Raw genomic sequence first — 14696 nt, 5'->3', positions numbered from 1 at the left:
ACGCCGGCAAGCGGCGCGGCGACTGCGCGGCCGCCCGGGCCGGTCTGGCCGAGGCGGGCCGGCGCGAGCGCATGGCCGCCTATCGGCGAGCCTTCTAAAGGAGGGGCGGCCATGCAGTTCCGGGTCTTCGAGCCGAGCTACGACTTCATCGACGCGCGGCTGAACGACTTCCTCGGCGACCGGCTGTCGTCGGTGATCGCCCAGGTGGAAGGGCCGCTGCGCGTCGCGCTGGTGCTCTATATCGTGCTCTACGGCTACGCCATCTTCCGGGGCGCGATCAGCGAACCGATCATGGATTTCGCGATCCGCGGCATCAAGCTGGTCTTCATCTACCTGCTGGCCACCACCGCCGCTTACGGCGACTTCGTCACCCGGCCGCTGTTCACCGACCTGCCCAACGCCCTGACCCAAGCGATCAGCGGGGCCGGAACGCCCAGCGTCGGCGCCGCCTTCGACCAGTTCTTCGCCTATGCGGCCTACCTCGGCGAAAAGATCAGCCGCGACGCCTCCGCCTTCAATCCCGCGCCCTATGTGGTCTCGGCGGCGGTGTTCATCATCGGGGCCCTGGCCGCGGCGCTCGGCTTCGGCGTGGTGCTCGTCGCCAAGCTGGCCCTGGCCCTGCTGGTCACGCTCGGACCGATCTTCATCGCCTGCGCCCTGTTCGACGCCACCCGCCGCTTCTTCTTCGGCTGGTTGAGCCAGGCGGTGAACTATCTGGTCCTGTTCGCCCTGATCATCGTCATCTTCCAGCTGGTGCTGGCCTTGGTGCGCGACCAGTGGGGCGCGATCGAGGGCGGCGACCCGATGATCGGCGGCTTGATCTTCATCGCCCTGTGCCTGCTCGGCGCGATCTTCTTCCTGCAGACCCCGGCCATCGCCGCCGGCATCGCCGGCGGGGCCAGCGCCGGCCTGGCCGATTTCGCCAACGCCGCCGCGCTCGGGACCAGCGGCTCCGGCCGCGCCCTCGGACCGCAGGAAGCAGGCCGGCAGCCGCCGCGCGGCGGCGGATCCATTCGACCCACCGGAGCCCGCTCATGACCTTCCCCCGCCTTCTGATGCTCGCCGCCGCCGCCACGAGCCTGACAGGGTGCGCCAGCCTCGGCGGCGACGACGCCCCGGTCTGCGACGGCCGCCATCGCCGGCCGGCCAATCCACACGGCTCGACGCTGATCGCCGCCCCGGCGCCGGCGCAGCCGCAGCCCTCCGAGGCCGCGCCCCCGTCCGGCGGAGGCTGCGCATGACCGGCGTTCCCGCCCCTGATCTGAAGACCTATTTCGCCGAGGCCCGGCGATGGGACCAGGACCGCCTGGCCGAAGCCCTGCGTTCGCGCCGCCTGGCCTGGGCGGCGGCCGCAACGGCGGCGGCCCTGGCGGCGATTTCGGTCGCCGCCGTGGCGGCGCTGACGCCCCTGAAGACCACCGAACCGTTCGTGATCCGCGTCGACCAGGCGACGGGGGCCGTGGACGTGGTCCGCGGCCTCGGCGGGGGCGAGGGCCCGGCGACCTATGACGAGGCGATCAGCAAATTCTTCCTGGCCCAATATGTGCGGGCCCGCGAGGGCTATCTCGACGCGGCGGCCGAGGACAGCTTCCGCCTGGTCTCGATCCTGTCGGGCGGCGGCGAGCAGCGGCGCTGGGCCGACGTCTACCGCGGCTCCAACCCGCAGAGCCCGCAGAACCTCTACGGGCCAGAGGCGGAGGCGGTGATCTCCATCCGGGCGATCGGCTTCATCAACGACGGCGTCGCCAACGTGCGCTTCCACCGCGTGGAGCGGCGGGCGCAGCAGGTCGTCGAGAGCGACTGGATCGCCACCATCGCCTTCACCTACACCCGCGCGCCGATGTCCGAGGCCGACCGCCTGCGCAATCCGCTCGGCTTCCAGGTCACCTCGTACCGCGCCGATCCGGAGGTCATCCGATGAACCGTCTGCTGCCTGCCCTCGTCATGGCCCTGGCCGTGTTCGGGGCGCCCGCCGCCGCCCTCGCGGGCGATCCCGCCGACCCGCGCATCCGCGTCATCGACTACGACCCCGACGCCATCTACCGGGTCGTCGGGGCCTACCGCACCGCCACCCAGGTGGTGTTCGCGCCCGACGAGACCATCCGCCATGTGGCGGTCGGCGACAGCGTCGCCTGGGAAGTCGCCGCCGAGGGCTCGGTGCTGTTTCTCAAGCCCCGGGAGCGGCATCAGGCCACCAACCTGCTGGTGGTGACCGACCGCGGCGGCCAGGCCCGGCATTACGCCTTCGAGCTCGCCGCCGGCGAGGCACGCGGCCGGACGCCCGCCTATCAGATCCGCTTCCGCTATCCGGCCGACGAACAGGCGCGGGCCCTGCGGGCGGTGGAAGCGGCGGCCGCCGCGGTCGAGGCCCGCCTGGTCGGCCTCGCCCTGCAGCAGGGCGCGGCCGAAGGCCCTCGCAATCTCGCCTATTCCGTCCAGGGCTCGGCCGACCTGCAGCCCAGCGAGGTCTCCGACAACGGCCGCTTCACCGTGCTGCGCTTCCCCGGCGCCCAGGCGGTGCCGGCCATCTTCGCCGTCGCCGAGGACGGCAGCGAGCGGCTGGTTCCGTTCGATGTGCGCGGCGACTACGTCGTCATCCACGGCGTCGAGCGCGGCCTGCGCCTGCGGCGCGGACGCCAGGTGCTGTGCATCTACAACGAGGCGTTCGACCCCAGAGGCGTCGGCGGCCAGACCGCCACCGCCTCGCCGCAGGTCGAGCGCGCTCCCGCGGGAGGCCGCCCATGACCGCCGAAAATCCCAAGCCCCCGGCCGATGAAGGCCCGGCCAGAACCGCTCCGGCGGAGGCGGACCGGGCGATCTCGCCGATCGCCGGCCGTTTCGGCGGGCAGCGGCGCTGGATCAGCCTGGCGGCCCTGGCCGCCGGCTGCGGCGTCTTCCTGCTGGCCACCTGGGACCGCGACGGCGCCGCCGAGCGGCCGGCCGACGCCGACGCGCCGGCCCGGCAGCTGGTCCCGTTCGAGCCGGCGCGGCGCGAGCCCCCGCCGCGGCTGGTCGACGCCGCCACTGACCCGCTCGCCCCCGGTCTCGGGAGCGAGCCGGGTCCCGAGGTCCCGGCGCTGGAGCCCCGCGCCGCCGGGGCCGGCGCCGCCCCGGCCGATGCGCGACGCACGCTGCTGGAGAGCGCCCAGCGGGCGCCGGTGCTGGCCTACAGCCGTCCGGCCCTGTCGGCGCCGGCCTCCGTGGGGGCGGCTTCGGTCCCGACAGCGCCAGCCGCGCCGCCGACGTCGCTCGACACCCTGCGCCAGGCGGGCCCGGTCGCCCGGGCGCGGGCCGACCGGCTGCCCGACCGCAACCTGCTGCTGGTCGCCGGCGCCGCCCTGCCCTGCGTCCTGCAGACGGCGATGGACAGTTCGACACCCGGCTACGTCAGCTGCGTCGTCCCCAAGGACGTCTATTCCGACAACGGCGCCGTGGTGCTGATGGAGCGCGGCACCCGGGTGCTGGGCGAATACCGCGGCGGCCTGCAGCAGGGGCAGGGCCGCCTCTTCGTGCTGTGGACCCGCGCGGTGACCCCGACCGGCGTCACCGTCACCCTGGCCTCGCCGGCGGCCGACGCGCTGGGGCGGGCCGGCTTCGACGGCGACGTCGACACCCATTTCTGGCAGCGCTTCGGCGGCGCCCTGCTGCTCTCGGTCGTCGACGACGGCGTCCAGGCCGCCATCGGCGAGGACGGCGCGAGCGGCACGACCCGGCTGCCCTCCGACGCCGCCGGCGTCGCCCTGCAGGGCTCGATCGGCATCCCGCCGACCCTGCGCAAGGCGCAGGGGGCGGAGGTGTCGATCTTCGTGGCCCAGGATCTCGACTTCGCCGGCGTCTACCGGCTGCGGGCCCGCTGATGGACGACACCGCCGTCCTCGACCACTACCTGGCGCCGATCCGCGTCTTCCTCGAGCCGGACGACGTCACCGAGGTGGTCATCAACCGGCCCGGCGAGGTGGGAGTCGAGCACGCCGGCCGCTGGGTCTGGCACGAGGCGCCGCAGCTCACCGAGGCGTGGCTGCGCACCCTGGCCACCGCGGCGGCGGCCTTCACCAAGCAGGACGTCGGCGCGGAGCGGCCGATCTGCTCCACCGTCCTGCCCGGCGACGAACGCTGCCAGATCGTCCTGCCGCCGGCGACTCCGGCCGGCGCGGTCTCCCTGACCATTCGCAAGCCCTCGCGGCGCCAGCTCGGGCTGGCCGATTTCCAGGCCGCCGGCCTGTTCGACCAGGTGGCCTCGGCGCGGAGCGGCGACCAGGACGGGACCGATGCCGAGCTGGTGCGGCGGCGCGAGGCCGCGGACTGGGCGGGCTTCTTCGCCCTGGCGGTGCGGTCCCGGCGCAATATCCTGATCTCGGGCGCGACCGGCTCGGGCAAGACCACCTTCGCCAAGGCCCTGGTGGCGCTGATCCCCGACCAGGAGCGGTTGCTGACCATCGAGGACACCCGCGAGCTGGTCGTGCCGCACCGCAACGTCGTCCACCTGATCTATTCCAAGGACGGTCAGGGCTTGGCCAAAGTCACCGCCAAGGCCCTGCTGGAAAGCGCCCTGCGCATGCGGCCCGACCGCATCCTGCTGCAGGAGCTGCGCGACGGGACCGCCTTCTTCTACCTGCGCAACGTCAACTCCGGCCATCCCGGCTCGATCACCACGGTGCACGCCGATTCCGCCGCCCTCGCCTTCGAGCAGCTGACCCTGCTGGTCCGCGAGTCCGAAGGCGGGCGCGACCTGCCGCGCGACGACATCCGCGCCTTGCTGCACCTGCTGATCGACGTGGTCGTGCAGATGAAGAAGGTCGACGGCGTCTTTCGGCTGACGGAGGTCTGGCATGAGCCGGCTCGAAAGCGCCAGCCCGGCGGCTAGGGCCGCCCTGATCGTCGCCGCCCTCCTGGCGCTGCTGGCGACCGCCGCCGTCGGCACGGCGCTGGTCGCCTTGGCCGGCCTCGGCCGGCTGGAGGCGGACGTCGACCTCACCCGCGCGCCAGCCTGGTTCTGGTACTACCGCGAGGACCCGCAGGTGCGGCGCTGGCTGCGCATCGCCGCCAGCGCCCACGGCCTGCTGCTGCTGGTCGTCGGGGTCGCCGTGGTCGTCAACCGCCGCCGGCCCCTGCACGGCGCCGCCCGCTGGTCGACCCCGGGCGAACAGCGCGCCGCCGGCCTTCGGGCGCGCCAGGGCATCCTGCTGGGCCGCGCCGGCGGCGGCCTGCTGATCTCGGGCGGCCCCGAGCACGTCATGCTCTATGCGCCCACCCGCACCGGCAAGGGCGTCGGCGTGGTCATCCCCAACCTGCTGGCCTGGCCGGGTTCGGTGGTGGTGCTCGACATCAAGCGCGAGAACTTCGCCGCCACCGCCGGCTTTCGCGCCGCCGCCGGCCAGACGGTGCTGCTGTTCGACCCTCTCGCGCGCGACGGCCGCACCGCTCGGTTCAATCCCCTGAGCCACGTCGATCGCGAACAGCCCGGCGCGGTCCTCGACGAACTGCAGCGCATGGCGGTCATGCTGTTCCCGGGCCACGACCATGCCGATCCGTTCTGGGCGGAGGCGGCCCGCGTCGGCTTCATCGGCGTCGGCGCCTATGTCGCCGAAACCCCGGAGCTGCCCTTCACGCTCGGCGAGATCTTCCGCCAGCTGACCCGGGGCGATCCGCGCGCCCGCTTCCCGGCCCTGATCGCCGCGCGTCGGCGCGAGGGCCGGCCGCTGTCGGGGCCCTGCGCCGCGGCCCTCACCGACTTCTGCGCCTCCAGCGAAAACACCTTCGCCTCGATCCGCCAGACGATCACCACGCGGATGGGCCTGTGGCTGAACCCGGCGGTCGACGCCGCCACGGCCGCCAGCGATTTCGACCTGCGCGCCCTGCGCCGGGGCGGGGTGTCGCTCTATCTGGGCGCCACGCCGGACAACATGCAGCGGGTGGCGCCGCTCTACAGCCTGCTGTTTCAGCAGCTGATCGACTTGAGCAGCCGCGCCCTCCCCGGTCCCGACGACCGGCCGGTGCTGGTGCTGCTCGACGAGTTCGCCCGGCTGGGCTCCGCGCCCGTGCTGGCCCACGCCTTCTCCTTCGTCGCCGGCTATGGGCTGCGGCTGTTGCCGGTGATCCAGAGCCCCTCGCAGCTGCGCGCCCTCTACGGGCCGGACGTGACCGAGGAGATCCTGACCAACTGCGGGGTCGAGGTGGTCTTCGCGCCCAAGGAACTGAAGGTCGCCCAGGACCTCAGCGAACGGCTCGGGTCCTACACCTACAGCGCCCGCAGCCGCAGCCGGCCGACCGGCCTCAGTCCCGGGCGACGCAGCACCACCGCCTCGGATCAGCGCCGGCCGCTGATGCTGCCGCAGGAGCTGATGCAGCTGCCCGCCGACGCCCTGCTGGTCCTCAAGGCCGGCCTGCCGCCCACCCGCGGGCGCAAGATCGTCTACTGGCGCGAGAGAGCCTTCACCGACCGCCAGCGCCCGCCGCCGGAAATCCCGGTGGCCCCCCGCCCGTCGCCGGGCGAGCCGGTCGAGAGCGACCTGGTCGCATCTCATGAGGACGACGCGCCCCCGCCGCTGGAGTTCGACGCCATCGTGCGCGCCTTCGCCGAGGAGGGCGTGCCGCCGCCGCGGGCCGGCGCCACCGAGGAAGAGGTGGGCGACTGGCTGGACCGGATGGTCGATGCGGCCGTCCCGCCCGTCTACCCGGAGCGCGAACCATGAGGCCCCCGTCCCGACCCGACAAAACACCAACCGATCCTGCGCCGAACCGGCTGGCGCCGTCAGGCCAGCCGGCCGCCGTGTCGCGGCTCAAGGGCGATCTGCCGCCCACGCTCCTCGACCGCTATCTGATCGAGCACGACGGGCGCGGGCGCGCCGAGCGCTTCTTCCGCGACCATCGCGCCGCCGAGCCGGCGTTCCGGGACGCCGGTCGCGTCCTCGTCGCCGCCCATGCCTATCCCGACGTCGTCGCCGATCTGCTGAAGATCGCCCGCCATCGCGGCTGGACGGCAGTCCGGGTGCAGGGCGACGCCGCCTTCAAGCGCGAGGTCTGGATCCAGGCCCAGGCCCTGGACATCACGGTGAAGGGCCATCGGCCGGGCGAGCGCGACCGGCAGGCCGCCGGCCAGCCCGCCAGGGCCCAGGATCGGCGGACCGGACGCGCGCCAGACGACGCGGCGCCTCTGCGCGCGGCCGATCTGGAAGACCGCCTGCGGCGCGCCGCCGTCGTCGTCCGCGGCCTGATCGGCGATCCGGAGGCGCGGGCTCGCCTGCTCGCCCGGGCCTGGAGTCGCGCCGCCGAACATCTCGAGCGGAATGCGCCGGTCCGAGGCCGCTCCGAACCGCCCGGCCCGGTTCGGATCGACGCCGGGCGACGCCGGGACCGCGACCGGTAGGGGCTCAGCCGCCGACCGGCGCAGCCGCGGCGTTGGCCCGGGCCGCCAGGTCGGCGCAGGTGTCCATCAAGGCCTCGAAGGGCTCGGCGTTCTCCTGGAGCAGGCCGTCCTCGATCATCCGGCGATAGTCCTCGCCCAAGGCCTCCAGCGAGGCCCCCTCCGGCTTCAGGCGCAGCCCGCCTGAGACGGCCTGGCCGTAGTCGATGACCTGGCCGTCGGCCGTCTCACGGAAGAACATCGCCTTGTGGCGCGCGACCGCCGTCGCCAGTCCCCGATCAGCGATCGCCGTCGCGGCGAAGCCGGCGGCGTCGAGCCGCGCCAGATCGTGCCAATGCCGGGAGAAACGGTCGCCGCGCAGACGCCCCTGCGCACAGTAGACGTGCGCCGCCGTGGCCTTTTCCCAGAAGGTCCGTTCGGCCGCCATCACCCGCGGCGTGGCGGCAGGAAAGACCAGCCCGACCAGGTGCGGGGCGGCGTCGCAGGCCACCGGCCTCGGCGCGCTCGGCTCGCCGGTCGCCCGCGCGCCGAACTCCAGCATCACGCTGGGCGAGACATAGCCCGTGCCGGTCCGGGTCGGCGCATAGTCGATGAAGGCCTTGGCGTCCTCGATGCGCACGGTCGCGGCGATCCCGTCGGCGACCAGGCGCGCCTCCAGCGCCGGCCGGACCTGCGCCTCGACCCACTCGGGCAGGCGCCGCCGAACCTCGTCCGACCAGCGCCTTTCCTCGGCGCGACTGGCCGGCAGGGGATCCTCCCCGGCCTCGGCCAGGGCCGGCAGCAGCCGCCGGATGTCGTAGGTGAGATCGACGTCCTCGGAGAAGCGCTGGATGACGTCATAGGCCTTGGACAGGGAGGTGCCGCCCTTGAAGACGAGGTGTTCCCCGAAGGGCGCCTCGAACAGGGCCTGCAGGGCCCAGACCACCCAGACGTCCTTCTCCAACAGGTGGGCCGGACGGCCCGAGGCCTCGGCGGCCACGCCCAGGGCGTCGCGCCGCTCCGCCTCGGACAGACGCAGGAAGAGCTCAGCCATGCGCCGCCGACTGGCTGACGGACCGAGCCAGCCAGGTCGGCAGGCGCGGCCCCACCGCCACCAGTTCGCCGAACGCCGAGGGGCCCAGCTTGCGCTTGAGCACTTCCAAGGCCCGCTCAGCCTTCTCAGGCCCCAGCCAGACGAGCGCGCGCACCGCCTCCCCGGCGGGGCGGCCGGCGAGCAGGAGTTGCCAGGGCGGCGCGTGTTTGAACTCGATGGTCTGCTTGCCGAGGCTGAGGGTGCGATTGGGTCCGCTGGTCAGATAGACCATGCGGATCGGCACCTGGGTCGTCAGGCCCAGGGCGTTCGCCGCCGCCGCCCCGTTGGCGGCGATCACCTCGCCACGTTGCGCCCCGACCGCCTGCACCACCTTCTCGACGGCGGGCGGCCGAATGCCGAAGCGGCTTTCCAGCGGACGGACATAGAGGCCGCGGCCGGCGCGCAGCAGCCGGCCGGCGCGCAGCAGTCGTGACAGCGCCTGGTCCACGGCCGCGCGGCTGCCCAGGTGCAGCAGCGCCTTGGCGGCGATCGGCGCGCCTTCGGGAAGCGTTTGGGCGCGTTCCATGATCTGTTCGGCGAGAGCTTGCACGGCGGGTCTCCTGTCAGAAACATAGAGGAGTTTCTGACAATATTCAAGAACCGCCCGCGCCCCGCCCGTCATCGCCGACGCTCCGGCCCGGCCGCCCCCTCGTCGCGACGCGTCTTCCCGCGCCGGACGATCGCCTGCTCGATCGCCTCCTGGCGGGTCCGCACCGGCGGCATCGCCTTCACGAACGCCTCTAGGTCTCCCGCCAGAGCCTGATCGACCGCCGAGGGCGAGCGCCGCAGCGCCAAGGCCTGGGCGACATAATAGCGCCGGACCTTCGCCTGCCGCTGACGCAGGGCCTCGGTCCATGCTCCGGTCGCGCCCTCCGCCATCGCCTCGCCCCAGGCGGCGCGATCCCGGTCCGACGGCGGCCCCGCCCCCGCCTCGAACCGGTCGCGCAGCTTGCGCAGGGGCGTGCGCTCGGCCTTGCGCACCACGCCGCGGGCCCGCCGGGGCGTCGCCTCGGCCTCGATCCCGCGCGCCCGCAGGGCGGCGGCGAAGGTCTCCCGCCACTGCTGCAGGTCGGCCTTGCGCGGATTGAGGCGCCGGCCGTCCTCCCCCAGCATCCGGACGGTCAGATGCACATGCGGATGCCGCTCGTCGGTGTGACAGGCGAAGACGTAGGGGTGCGTCCCCCCGAAGGTGCGGGCGGCGAAGTCGCGGGCGGCGTCCTGGGTCCGGAACGCCTCCGTCCCAGGTGGCATGCTGAGCACGATCGACAAGCTGACGCTGCTGTCGCGCCGCCGGCCCGGCTCGGCGGCCACCTCCGCCATCCAGTCCTCGGCCAACGTCCGGACCGCGGTCCGCCCTTCCAGCCGCTCGCCGTCGGGGCCCTCCAGCGGCAGGGCGCCGTTGCGGGAAATGTAGAGCAGGTGGCTAGAGAGGTGGCCGCCGTCCCGGGTGCGGCCGGTGATCTTGACCACCACCTCCGGGACGCGCCGCGCGATCCGCCCCAGCCGCGCGCCCGGCGACGCCTCCCCGGATCGGACGCTCGCCGGCCCCGTCCGGTCGGTGATGCGGGCGCGCCGCGGATCGATCGGCGGCCGCACCGCCTCCTCGAAGCCGCGCACCTGAATGAAGTCGCTCATCCCGCCGCATCCCAATAGCCGAGGTCGCCCTCGAAGGCGGCGCGCAGACCGCGCAGCTCATCGCGGATCTGATCGCCCAGGCCCTTCATCTGCGCGATCTCCAGGTCGAGCACCCGGCCGGGCAGGACCGCTGCGTTGAGCGCGCGGGCGATCTGGTTGACGTTGACCCCGATGCGCCGCAGCTCGCGCTGCACGCCGATGAAGGCTTGGGCCGACGGCGGCGTCAGCTGCGGCCGGTCATGCAGGCGCCGGCGCAGCAAGGCCACGGTCCACTGCGTGCGGCTGAGCCCCACGCGCCGCGCCTCCCGCTCCAGGGCGGCGAGGTCCGCTTCGGTCAATCGCAGGGTCAGCTTGGCGCTCGTCGGTCCGTCTCGGCGAGCAACCACCCCGTCGCCCGCGCCCGCCGCCGCCGCCGCCTCGATGACCCGGCGCAGCAGCCGCGAGCGCCCGCCCCGGCCGGCGGCGACGGCGTCGAACCGGGCGGCGAGATCGTCGTCGAGCCTGACGCTGAAGTGGGGCAAGGGAGCGGTCTCTGTGTGACATTGCCGGCGCAAAGCCTATCCTGCCCTAGACCGCGATCCCCCTCGCCCCGTAGGTCTCCGGTGCTCCCCGCCCTCCCCTCGGCGACCGCAAAAGCGGACGCTCGCCCGCCGCCCTGCAGGGCGCCCCAGCCGGGCGGAGAAAAGCCACGGCCACCCAAACGGCCTGTTCGCGCCCGACGTCGTGACGCTACGGTCGCGGCTCACCAGGACCCCAGCCATGCCCCTTCCCGCCCTCCTCGCCGACCTTGTCGCCACCGCCCGCCACGGCGTTCGCGAAGCCGGCCAGCACTCCGATCCCAGTGTTCCGTTGGGCCGCGCGGCTTGGGCCGTCGCCGAGGTCATCGGCAAGGTCGAACCGGATGCGGAGATCGAAGCCGCCGCCCAGGGCGTTCACCGCGCGCTGGAGGCGACGCTGACCAAGGCCAATCACGTCGCGCTCATCATGAGCGGACTGGCCGATGAACAGGAAGACGCGCTGGCCGCCATTACCGCTCTGGAAGCGGCGCTGACACGCGCCAGGCCGAACGCGATCACGGTCGCCCTCGGCCTGGGCTGGTGAGGCGGTCGCGGTTCAGGCCGTTGACGCCTGGTGAAGGAAGGCCACGCCGCGCTGGGCGTGCGCCGCCGCCGAAACGATGAAGCGCTTGTCGCCGCGCAGCACCTCGAGCCAGTGGTCGAGATAGGCCGCGTGGTCCTCGCGCGGCTCGAGCGCCAGCCCGAGGTCGGCGCAGAGGAAGGCCGCGCCGAGTTCGGCGACGAGTTCTTCGCGGGCGTAGGCTTGGGTCGAGCGGCTGAAGTCGCGACCGAGACGAGCGGCATGGCCCGTCCAGTGCACGCATTCGTGGCCGAGGGTGGCGTAGTAGCTTTGCGCGTCGTGGAACTGTTCGAACGCCGGCATCTGCACATGGTCCATCGATGGGACGTAGAAGGCCGAGCCGCCGCCGTGGCGAACGTCCACGCCGAGGGTCGCGAACCAGGCCTCGACCTGAGCGATCCGGGCGTCCGGATTGACGGCCGGTACGGGCTCCGGCGCCTGGCCTTCGCCGAGGCCTTCGATCTGCTCGACGTTGAAGACCGTGTAGGCCTTCAGGAACGGGATGCGGCGCAGCTGTTCCTCGCCGGTGTCGTCGGTCTCCGCGCGCGCCAGAGTGTTGGCGTAGACGACGGTGGCGCCGGTCTCGCCCTTGCGGACGTGGGCGCCCAGGGCCAGCGCCTGGCGGAAGGTCATCCAGGTCGGCGCCTGGAAGCCACGGGCCATGGCTTCGGACCAGAGCAGAAGGACGTTGATGCCGCTGTAGGCCTCGCCGTTGTGGCGGAGCGGGCGGCTGACGCTGGTCGAAGCGGTCCAAGGCTGGGTCCAGGGGCGAACGCCCGTCTCCAGCTGGGCGATGATCTTGTCGGTGATCCGGCTGTAGAGGTCCGGACGAGCGGGTTCGTTGGGGCGCGACATGGCGGCCTCCGGATGAAAGGGGTTTTGAGGAAGAGGCGGCGGCGCCTCAGCGCCGCCGCGGCTCGGTCAGCGGGACCAGATCAGGCTGTGTCCGCCGTCGATCTCGACCAGGGAGGCGTAGATCGGAGCGGGGAAGCTGGGATCGTCGAGCTTGACCGACAGGTATTCGCGGTTTTCGCGGGACGTCTTCTTCCAGGCGGCGCCGAACTCGGTCTGGCCGGAGAAGATGCGGAAGTCGGGGGCCTTCTCGTCGGTCTTTTCGTTGGCCCGCAGCTGGGCCGCCTTGACGTTGAGGGTGAGGGTCTTGATCGAACCGCTGTAGCTGCCGTCCGCTTGCTGGGTGAAGGTGCCGATGGTGGCCATGGAAGTCTCTCCTTGCTGATCGGGCCACGCCTGCCGCGGCCTCGATGGCGATCGGCGGACCGGAGGCCGGACGGCCCGCAGGGCGAGCGCAGCGAGCCGCCCGCAGCGGAGCGGAGGACCGGGAGAGAGGCTTTCTTGTTTCGCGAGGAAGGCCGTCAGGCCGGGGAAGAAAGCCGAGCGGACGGTTGCGGAAGCCGGCCGGCGTCCGGTCAGATCAGGCCATTCAGAGACCGCGCACGGCTGGCGCGGCGCAGGAGGAACGGACCACCGCCCTCACCTTCAGCCCAAGCGTCCCTCGGAAAGCGGGGCGCGACCCTCGGCCTATAAGCGCGCCGGTAGCCGGCCATGGCCGACAGCGACCGAACCAGGCACCACTGTCTGAACCAGGCCGGCCAATCTCGGCGATGGTAGGCGGCGTGACGTCAATGCCGACGCAATCTCTCGGTCATGAACGGTCACCCAGCTTCCAACCCTTCGTAATGCAGCCTACGCCCCCGTGCTGGCACGGCGGAAGTCGGTGATAAGGTCGCGCGCCGTCAGTCTCGCTCGTGAGGCTGGTCGGAATTCTGTCGGCGGATTTGGCATATGGGCAGGCCCTTCAACGAGACCATCGACAGGATCGCCGGCTTCACCGGCGTCAGTCTGACGAGGACGCTCGCCCGAATTGAGAGCGCGGCTTCAGGTGTGACGCGTGACGACTGCCCGTCCTTTCTCGCTCAACATGGCGCGGACGCCCCGACACTGGCTGCAGCGGCTGACATCAAACGCCTCGCCGGTCAGATCAATGTGACGATCCATGCTCTCGGGATCCTGAGATGCTTGCCGCACATTCTCGAGCCGGGCGAGCGTGTGGAGTATGTCTCGCTCGGCGCCGGCAATACTGGGCGACTGTTTGATCTTGAGACCGACCGTCGCGTCGCGGAATTCAAGTTCATTCAATGGCGCGGTGGCCCGGAGTCTATTCGTCAGAACGCCGTCTTCAAGGATTTCGTCCTACTTGCTGAACACCCCACTCCGAAACGAAAGCACCTCTATCTGCTCGGCACTGACCACGCGCTGAAGTTCTTTCGAGGCGGTCGCGCGCTGACAAGCGTCTTGAGCCGTAACGACAAATTGCAGCAGACCTTCTTCACCCGGTTTGGCGAAGAGTTTCGTACCGTCGGGGACTACTTCGCCGCCCATAGCGACGCGGTTCAGATCAATGACGTGGGCCCGTGGCTAGGGGAGTTGGCCGAGGTTTTGGATGTCTGATGCCACCCGATCGCGAGCCATCAGTCCGTATGGTTTGCTTCGTCGCGCAACTGCTTCAGCCGTTCTTCGCAGACCGTGATCGCTAACCCGCGCAGCACCTCGACCCGCTCGGTCAGCCAGGCCAACTCCTCGGGGCTGATCTTGTAGTGTTTGGAATAGCGGGCCTTCACATAGGCCTCGCGCAACAGCTCGAAGCAACGGCGCTCAAACTTCGTCTCGCGCGGCCACGCGTCAGCAAGCCGCCGGTCAATCGCCTCGGCCTTCCTGCGCAGGAAGGCGAGGTTGTGAGCCTTGCCGCTGTAAAGCGTCACCACCAGCAGGATGCAGTGATAAAGGTGCTCGGCGGCCTGATGCAGGCTGAAGGCGGCGAGCTTGTTGTTGCCCCGCTCCGCATAGAAGCCTGCCCCGGCTTGGAATTCTTTCGAGCTCCCGGTCCACTCCGCGAAGAACTCCTCCGCCTCAGCCAAGGCCACCTGCGCCTTGATGTCCGCAGGCTTGTGCAGCTTTGCGCCCGGCGTGTCGTACAGCAGCACGCCTTCACACAGGATGTCGGCGAAGAAGTAACGGCCCCGATCCAGCTGCTCGTTCACGTCGTCCAGGCTGTGAACGATGATGCTGACTGGCGTCCGGATCTCGCCCTCGCCCGGCATGGTCCGGTTCTCAGCGTCATGCCAGAACTCGCCGTCAGTCAGATCTTCATGGTCGACGACGGCCAACAGGTCGAAATCCGAGAAGTAGCGCCCGACGGGATCATGGACCCAGTCACCCCGGGCATACGATCCGTACAGGATGATCTTGAGGATTTTGCCGTTCTTCAGGCGAGCCGCGCGGCGCGTCGAGATCGCCTCCTCGAACGCCCCTCGGATCACCTCGACCACGTGGCGCAGCTCCGCCTGCTTCCGTGGCGGCAAATGATCGAGGCCCTTCTTCATTGACCGGAGTCTCTCCGATGGCGAGGCCGACCGCAAGGTGCGCAGGTATCGATATTAGGCATCCCGTCGCCGATCTAGCAGCACTCAA

The 14696-nt window shown here is 71.5% G+C and carries 17 protein-coding genes; 10 read left to right on the top strand and 7 right to left on the bottom strand.

What is annotated here, in order from left to right; translation table 11 throughout:
• Window positions 1-111: 111 nt before the first annotated feature.
• From AC1RSK_RS23155 to AC1RSK_RS23120, 8 genes are read left to right on the top strand one after another with little or no spacing between them, the layout of a single operon-like run.
• A complete protein-coding gene (locus AC1RSK_RS23155; protein WP_492910050.1) occupies window positions 112-1038 on the top strand; it encodes a TrbL/VirB6 family protein in 927 nt (308 codons plus the stop codon).
• Complete coding sequence (locus tag AC1RSK_RS23150) at window positions 1035-1241, top strand: hypothetical protein (RefSeq protein WP_492910049.1); 207 nt, start codon at window positions 1035-1037, stop codon at window positions 1239-1241. The genes AC1RSK_RS23155 and AC1RSK_RS23150 overlap by 4 nt, the downstream gene beginning before the upstream one ends.
• Complete coding sequence (locus AC1RSK_RS23145) at window positions 1238-1921, top strand: VirB8 family type IV secretion system protein (protein ID WP_492910048.1); 684 nt, start codon at window positions 1238-1240, stop codon at window positions 1919-1921. The genes AC1RSK_RS23150 and AC1RSK_RS23145 overlap by 4 nt, the downstream gene beginning before the upstream one ends.
• Window positions 1918-2745, top strand: a complete 828-nt coding sequence (virB9, locus tag AC1RSK_RS23140) for a P-type conjugative transfer protein VirB9 (RefSeq protein WP_492910047.1) — start codon at window positions 1918-1920, stop codon at window positions 2743-2745. Before AC1RSK_RS23145 ends, virB9 begins: the two co-directional genes overlap by 4 nt.
• Window positions 2742-3857 carry a type IV secretion system protein VirB10 gene (gene virB10, locus AC1RSK_RS23135; RefSeq protein WP_492910046.1) on the top strand — a complete coding sequence of 372 codons (1116 nt, stop codon included), beginning with the start codon at window positions 2742-2744 and terminating at the stop codon, window positions 3855-3857. The genes virB9 and virB10 overlap by 4 nt, the downstream gene beginning before the upstream one ends.
• Window positions 3857-4864: a P-type DNA transfer ATPase VirB11 gene (gene virB11, locus AC1RSK_RS23130; RefSeq protein WP_492910045.1), complete on the top strand. Its 1008-nt coding sequence runs from the start codon at window positions 3857-3859 to the stop codon at window positions 4862-4864. The genes virB10 and virB11 overlap by 1 nt, the downstream gene beginning before the upstream one ends.
• A complete protein-coding gene (locus AC1RSK_RS23125; protein ID WP_492910044.1) occupies window positions 4830-6692 on the top strand; it encodes a type IV secretory system conjugative DNA transfer family protein in 1863 nt (620 codons plus the stop codon). The genes virB11 and AC1RSK_RS23125 overlap by 35 nt, the downstream gene beginning before the upstream one ends.
• A complete protein-coding gene (locus tag AC1RSK_RS23120; protein WP_492910043.1) occupies window positions 6689-7366 on the top strand; it encodes an LPD7 domain-containing protein in 678 nt (225 codons plus the stop codon). The genes AC1RSK_RS23125 and AC1RSK_RS23120 overlap by 4 nt, the downstream gene beginning before the upstream one ends.
• Window positions 7367-7370: 4 nt before the next feature.
• Here the strand turns inward: AC1RSK_RS23120 and AC1RSK_RS23115 are convergent, their stop codons facing one another.
• The 4 genes from AC1RSK_RS23115 to AC1RSK_RS23100 all read right to left on the bottom strand — a co-directional run bounded on the left by AC1RSK_RS23115 (window position 7371) and on the right by AC1RSK_RS23100 (window position 10591).
• The gene (locus AC1RSK_RS23115; RefSeq protein WP_492910042.1) at window positions 7371-8396 is read right to left on the bottom strand and encodes a nucleotidyl transferase AbiEii/AbiGii toxin family protein; all 1026 of its coding nucleotides are present in this window, start codon (window positions 8394-8396) and stop codon (window positions 7371-7373) included.
• Window positions 8389-8985, bottom strand: coding sequence for a DUF6088 family protein (locus tag AC1RSK_RS23110; protein WP_492910041.1), 597 nt, complete (start codon window positions 8983-8985; stop codon window positions 8389-8391). Before AC1RSK_RS23110 ends, AC1RSK_RS23115 begins: the two co-directional genes overlap by 8 nt.
• A gap of 68 nt (window positions 8986-9053) precedes the next feature.
• Complete coding sequence (locus AC1RSK_RS23105; protein WP_492910040.1) at window positions 9054-10070, bottom strand: relaxase/mobilization nuclease domain-containing protein; 1017 nt, start codon at window positions 10068-10070, stop codon at window positions 9054-9056.
• Complete coding sequence (locus tag AC1RSK_RS23100; protein ID WP_492910039.1) at window positions 10067-10591, bottom strand: MobC family plasmid mobilization relaxosome protein; 525 nt, start codon at window positions 10589-10591, stop codon at window positions 10067-10069. Before AC1RSK_RS23100 ends, AC1RSK_RS23105 begins: the two co-directional genes overlap by 4 nt.
• 238 nt (window positions 10592-10829) lie before the next feature.
• On the opposite strand from AC1RSK_RS23100, the gene AC1RSK_RS23095 reads away from it, so the two are divergent.
• Window positions 10830-11171 carry a hypothetical protein gene (locus AC1RSK_RS23095; protein ID WP_492910038.1) on the top strand — a complete coding sequence of 114 codons (342 nt, stop codon included), beginning with the start codon at window positions 10830-10832 and terminating at the stop codon, window positions 11169-11171.
• A 12-nt stretch (window positions 11172-11183) separates the two neighbouring features.
• Here AC1RSK_RS23095 and AC1RSK_RS23090 read toward each other — a convergent pair whose 3' ends face one another.
• Window positions 11184-12062 (bottom strand): ArdC family protein, encoded by an 879-nt coding sequence (locus AC1RSK_RS23090; protein ID WP_492910037.1) that lies wholly within the window; start codon window positions 12060-12062, stop codon window positions 11184-11186.
• A gap of 66 nt (window positions 12063-12128) precedes the next feature.
• Window positions 12129-12425: a DUF736 domain-containing protein gene (locus tag AC1RSK_RS23085; protein ID WP_492910036.1), complete on the bottom strand. Its 297-nt coding sequence runs from the start codon at window positions 12423-12425 to the stop codon at window positions 12129-12131.
• Window positions 12426-13010: 585 nt separating this feature from the next.
• Between AC1RSK_RS23085 and AC1RSK_RS23080 the strand changes: the two genes are divergently transcribed.
• Window positions 13011-13676 (top strand): hypothetical protein, encoded by a 666-nt coding sequence (locus AC1RSK_RS23080; protein ID WP_492910035.1) that lies wholly within the window; start codon window positions 13011-13013, stop codon window positions 13674-13676.
• Between the two features lie 20 nt (window positions 13677-13696).
• On the opposite strand, the gene AC1RSK_RS23075 is transcribed toward AC1RSK_RS23080, so the two are convergent.
• Entirely contained in the window at window positions 13697-14608 is a 912-nt protein-coding gene (locus AC1RSK_RS23075) for a HEPN domain-containing protein (RefSeq protein ID WP_492910034.1), read from the bottom strand.
• Window positions 14609-14696 lie beyond the last annotated feature (88 nt).

This window comes from Caulobacter sp. GW821-FHT11A05 (assembly GCF_058809015.1).
The sequence above is the reverse complement of the archived record's forward strand: the minus strand, read 5'-3'. Positions and strand labels throughout refer to the sequence as shown.

Coding starts and splice junctions, on each gene's coding strand:
- AC1RSK_RS23155 (WP_492910050.1), top strand. CDS start 112: ATGCAGTTCCGGGTCTTCGAGCCGAGCTACGACTTCATCGACGCGCGG.
- AC1RSK_RS23150 (WP_492910049.1), top strand. CDS start 1,035: ATGACCTTCCCCCGCCTTCTGATGCTCGCCGCCGCCGCCACGAGCCTG.
- AC1RSK_RS23145 (WP_492910048.1), top strand. CDS start 1,238: ATGACCGGCGTTCCCGCCCCTGATCTGAAGACCTATTTCGCCGAGGCC.
- virB9 (WP_492910047.1), top strand. CDS start 1,918: ATGAACCGTCTGCTGCCTGCCCTCGTCATGGCCCTGGCCGTGTTCGGG.
- virB10 (WP_492910046.1), top strand. CDS start 2,742: ATGACCGCCGAAAATCCCAAGCCCCCGGCCGATGAAGGCCCGGCCAGA.
- virB11 (WP_492910045.1), top strand. CDS start 3,857: ATGGACGACACCGCCGTCCTCGACCACTACCTGGCGCCGATCCGCGTC.
- AC1RSK_RS23125 (WP_492910044.1), top strand. CDS start 4,830: ATGAGCCGGCTCGAAAGCGCCAGCCCGGCGGCTAGGGCCGCCCTGATC.
- AC1RSK_RS23120 (WP_492910043.1), top strand. CDS start 6,689: ATGAGGCCCCCGTCCCGACCCGACAAAACACCAACCGATCCTGCGCCG.
- AC1RSK_RS23115 (WP_492910042.1), bottom strand. CDS start 8,396: ATGGCTGAGCTCTTCCTGCGTCTGTCCGAGGCGGAGCGGCGCGACGCC.
- AC1RSK_RS23105 (WP_492910040.1), bottom strand. CDS start 10,070: ATGAGCGACTTCATTCAGGTGCGCGGCTTCGAGGAGGCGGTGCGGCCG.
- AC1RSK_RS23095 (WP_492910038.1), top strand. CDS start 10,830: ATGCCCCTTCCCGCCCTCCTCGCCGACCTTGTCGCCACCGCCCGCCAC.
- AC1RSK_RS23090 (WP_492910037.1), bottom strand. CDS start 12,062: ATGTCGCGCCCCAACGAACCCGCTCGTCCGGACCTCTACAGCCGGATC.
- AC1RSK_RS23085 (WP_492910036.1), bottom strand. CDS start 12,425: ATGGCCACCATCGGCACCTTCACCCAGCAAGCGGACGGCAGCTACAGC.
- AC1RSK_RS23080 (WP_492910035.1), top strand. CDS start 13,011: ATGGGCAGGCCCTTCAACGAGACCATCGACAGGATCGCCGGCTTCACC.
- AC1RSK_RS23075 (WP_492910034.1), bottom strand. CDS start 14,608: ATGAAGAAGGGCCTCGATCATTTGCCGCCACGGAAGCAGGCGGAGCTG.